At 34.8% G+C, this 4,128-nt stretch carries 6 protein-coding genes; 3 read left to right on the top strand and 3 right to left on the bottom strand.

Annotation, left to right across the window (positions count from 1 at the left end):
• On the top strand, window positions 1–205 hold a 205-nt coding region (locus AB4061_RS40295), incomplete at its 5' end, for a hypothetical protein (RefSeq protein ID WP_441641617.1).
• A 415-nt stretch (window positions 206–620) separates the two neighbouring features.
• On the opposite strand, the gene AB4061_RS40290 is transcribed toward AB4061_RS40295, so the two are convergent.
• The 3 genes from AB4061_RS40290 to AB4061_RS40280 all read right to left on the bottom strand — a co-directional run bounded on the left by AB4061_RS40290 (window position 621) and on the right by AB4061_RS40280 (window position 2,106).
• Window positions 621–740 (bottom strand): plasmid recombination protein, encoded by a 120-nt coding sequence (locus AB4061_RS40290; RefSeq protein WP_328125862.1) that lies wholly within the window; start codon window positions 738–740, stop codon window positions 621–623.
• Window positions 741–1,186: 446 nt separating this feature from the next.
• Window positions 1,187–1,339: a glycine zipper family protein gene (locus AB4061_RS40285; protein WP_098998102.1), complete on the bottom strand. Its 153-nt coding sequence runs from the start codon at window positions 1,337–1,339 to the stop codon at window positions 1,187–1,189.
• Window positions 1,340–1,572: 233 nt separating this feature from the next.
• Complete coding sequence (locus AB4061_RS40280; protein ID WP_055992609.1) at window positions 1,573–2,106, bottom strand: DUF3967 domain-containing protein; 534 nt, start codon at window positions 2,104–2,106, stop codon at window positions 1,573–1,575.
• Window positions 2,107–2,750: 644 nt separating this feature from the next.
• Here AB4061_RS40280 and AB4061_RS40275 point away from each other — a divergent pair.
• Both AB4061_RS40275 and AB4061_RS40270 read left to right on the top strand, forming a co-directional pair.
• Entirely contained in the window at window positions 2,751–3,209 is a 459-nt protein-coding gene (locus AB4061_RS40275; protein WP_055992603.1) for a replication/maintenance protein RepL, read from the top strand.
• A gap of 156 nt (window positions 3,210–3,365) precedes the next feature.
• Window positions 3,366–3,716: a helix-turn-helix transcriptional regulator gene (locus AB4061_RS40270; protein WP_055992600.1), complete on the top strand. Its 351-nt coding sequence runs from the start codon at window positions 3,366–3,368 to the stop codon at window positions 3,714–3,716.
• Window positions 3,717–4,128 lie beyond the last annotated feature (412 nt).

The following is a 4,128-nucleotide window of genomic DNA, read 5'->3' as shown; positions in this document are numbered from 1 at the left end:
TCACAAAAAAGAACCCTTCTCGCATAAGGGTTCTCATAAGGCTACGATTTCTACTTTATGCAACTTTTTATACATCCTTGTTCTGACGGAGTTCTCCTTACAGGTAGTTAGAGAAATGATGCATAAAAAGCGCACCTTTTATACATATGCTTGTACGGTAAAATGTAGTCCTTATGGCAAAATTATGTTATTATTTGTTCAATGATATTTCTACCTTATGAAAATAATTACCAAAATAAAAAGCTGCCTCTACTGACGACCAGAGGTAGCTTTTTATTTTGGTCTAGAATATGTTATATCAACATTTATAAAAGAAAATAGCGTTTCTCTTAAAAGAGGAACGCTATTCCTGATCTGGTGACCTTAGATTAGTAGACTTATCGATTAAGTAGTCCAATTATCATTATAATGTTTTTTGTCAGACATGTCATCGGTAAATATTTTGAAAATATTAATGATTATGTCAATTTAAAAATAAAAGTACCTTCCCAGGTCATCTTCACTATTTAATACCCTCTCTTTATTTTCCTTTTTAAGAGATTATTTTGCTTTTTTATATCTCAGTTCCTATTTTTAAAATTCGTCGCTCAGATAGCTTATATGAGCTTCATATGGGGTATCTAGTTATCTTTTAACCTTTTCTTTTTGCTATCTTTTCTTTCTCGTTGGTTGTGTTTCTGAATACCTGTTATTGCGTCTTTCTGGAGCTTTTGCATGCGGATAATCCTATATTTGGCCATCCCTCAATCCCTCATTTTGACCACTGTTCTTAGGTAGAGGAAACCACAATTTTAGATTTGGTGTAACGCACTACACCAATTTTTCACCTTCGGTCAAATTGGGAGCGCGCTCTACGAGGTGGGCGGTCGGCGTTCCTCCCTGTGTTTGGCTCCGCCAAAAAGAAAAAAGACATCCTTCACGGATGCCCTTTTTCTTTAAGACCGTGGACGCTGTCCACCACCTGTAAGGGGAACCTTTCCCCTTAACCCCATCCTAAAAACTCCCCCAACCCCCTCACTTTTTTGAGGGGGCTCCCTCGCCGGTTGGCGTCAAACAAACGCGTTTGTTTGAGTGCCAAGAGGGTCTTGGTGTGGAGAGATTATCAATTCCTTAATGCTCCCTACGGTCCGCTTACCATTGACAATCGCGGAATATAGTACTCTTATTCCTTATAAAACTCTTTTGTTCACTTGCCCAACCCAATTGCTAATCCTACTGCACTACCTATTCCAAGGCCTAGGGCGAGATTATCAAAAAGCAAACCGAAAATAGCCCCAAAAGCCAACCCTAGACATATTCCAATTCCTGTTGTTATCCTTTCTTTTTTATCATCAGACAAAAAATATCCCCCCCTCCCTTAGAAATTGCCAATTATAAGCTTTATATATATCCTGTATTTTCAGTTTCACTAATACGTCTACACTTTGTTTATGTAATTAGACAACCGTTCGAAATTAGAGAATACTCATAACAAAGACCGCCCATTATCTATAAGTATATAAGGCGGTCTTATCTCTATGTATGCTACATGTTTATTCTCAAATTCCCGACATTATTCCCCATGAAATTACATTATTTCCAAAACTCCCACCACTTCTTTTTTTCTTCTGAGGCAGCGATTGATTTTTTTGTTTCTTGCATCGATCGTACAATCTCCATCAAAGCTAGATCCCTTTGTTCTCTTTTACTTTCGCTCTCTTTATAACTCTGTTTGATTTCTTTTATTTCTTCAACCAATAACTTGTTATTCTCCATAAGTTGCTCATTAATCGCTCTTTGTTCTTTAAACATAGCTTTCACAAAATCTAAAGAAGAAGAGTCCAATTCTTGTTCAATTGATTCATGATTGATTGATTCAACATCAATAACAGCCTTGTAACCACTGGCTTTAAGCTTATTATCTATTTCAATATCAATCATGTTATCAACTACATACCATTTTCTGATTTTTTTCAGGAGTTCTATTGAATCAGGGTGTAATAAGATCTTTTTACCTTGCTTCTTAGTATTTAGAAAAGCTTGATGTTTTTGAATATATCTTCTTACAGTTGGAGCAGGTGTATCAATAACTTTTGAAATCTCATTAATATTCATCCAATCCATCATACAAACTCACTCCTTAATTAATCAGTCGAATTAATTAATTGATTACTAATCACTCATTAAGAAACTATGTACATTTTCGTCGAATGTTTGAGAAATTCCTATCTAATCAATTGATAAATGATTAATTAATTTGATGTTTGACTTCGTTTTGGGGTGGAGTGCTGGCTAGGGGTTTGGGGACTAGTCCCCTTTTACGTTATTTAAAATTTAAGGTAAGAGATATTTTAGGACGATTGCTCTGGCGGTTCGGCAGGTACAATTGCTAGTCCAAGCCGATCATGATTAACTTCGTTTTGGGTATGGTCGGCTTGGCGATATGCCCTCACCTGCCGAAATTTGAAATGCAAGGAGAAAAGAGTGGAGATTTTTTAAGTGATTTTCTTAAAAAATACTACTCGAACCTTGCATGGAAAATAGCAAATATATTTATAGATAAGAGTGAAAAAAAGATAGAATGTTAGAAAAACGTTGTTATATCAAGGGTTCGTGGGTGATTTGGACACTTAAATTTTTTTAAGTGTTTACTTAAATTTTTTTAAGTGTTTACTTAAATATGATTTAAGTGTTTACTTAAACGACTGTTTATTATATACTCAAAATAAGAAAAAGTTACTGGATTATTTTGCTATAAAGGAGTTAAAAAAATGTCTAATTACAAACGCAAAAAAGGAGTAACAAGAAAAGCAACAAAAGTTGTAGGAACTAAAAAATACATAAATTCAGAAACCGGAGAAATTGAAGAGATGGAAGTCATAAGCATTGAAGAACGAGATGCCAATTTCCATAAAATCTGGTTAGGTCATGTAGTTGAAAGCCTTGATTTAATAGGGAATAAGAAACTTAAAGTTCTTACATTCATAATGGATAACCTTAACAGCGAGAACATGTTCTTAATGACCTATAAAGAAATTGAACAAAAGATAGGAATTTCTCAGCCTACCATTGCTGAAACAATGAAAGCTCTACAAGAATCAGACTTTCTAAAAAAGATTAGAGCAGGGACTTATCAAATCAATCCAGATAAAATCTTCAAAGGCGGTAAAAACTCAAGATTAAACGTTTTAATGCAATATAACGAGATTGATAAAAAAGAAGATAAATAGATTAAGGAGGTGATTCCAACGAGTAGCAGCAAGTTAAAACTAAATAAAACAAAAAGGGCATTTCTCCTGGCAGAGAAACACCCCATTGCTTAATGAATTTTCGAATGCAATTTTATTATAGCATGGGTTGCCCTCAAAAAATAGGAGGGTCTTATCATGGATCAAAGCGAAAAACTATTAATGGGTATTGAAAATATCTTAAGTGTAGCTTCTGATTTAGTTGATGAAGTTGCTCGACTGAAAAGTGTAGAAGAAGAATGCAAAATCCTGAAAGAGAAAGTCTTCATGAATCAGTTTACTAAAGCAGAACAAGAAGTCTTTGCTCTTGCTATTGATGGTCATTCTATTTCAGAGATACAAGACATTCTCCATAAAGAAGAGTGCACGATTAAGAATCAAAGAAGAAGTATCTTAAAGAAGTTGAATACACCATCTATGACAGAAGCTGTTCAACAGTTTCAGAATTTACATCAAGAACCCTCACAAAAGCTAATACGTACTTCTTAACCATAGAATAGCCTTTAAGGCTATAAGAGCAGGCTTAAGCCTGCTCTTTCTTTTACTCATGCAATAGGATATTGCAAATTTGCTATGTAAAGGTTGCATAGCTGCTGCAACCTTTGAGCAAACTACTCATGATGTTACAAAACATCGTCCTAACAACAAATGTGTGTAGAGAAAACTACCTTAGTTAAAGGTAGTTTTTTTCTCTGTTTAGGCCGTATATGGTATACAAAGTTAGTTGACATAATGTCTCTTTCCGGAACACATCACAAAAAAGAACCCTTCTCGCATAAGGGTTCTCATAAGGCTACGATTTCTACTTTATGCAACTTTTTATACATCCTTGTTCTGACGGAGTTCTCCTTACAGGTAGTTAGAGAAATGATGCATAAAAAGCGCACCTTTGCGCACCTTT

The organism is Cupriavidus sp. YAF13 (assembly GCF_052113425.1).
Classification (GTDB): domain Bacteria; phylum Pseudomonadota; class Gammaproteobacteria; order Burkholderiales; family Burkholderiaceae; genus Cupriavidus.
The sequence above is the reverse complement of the archived record's forward strand: the minus strand, read 5'-3'. Positions and strand labels throughout refer to the sequence as shown.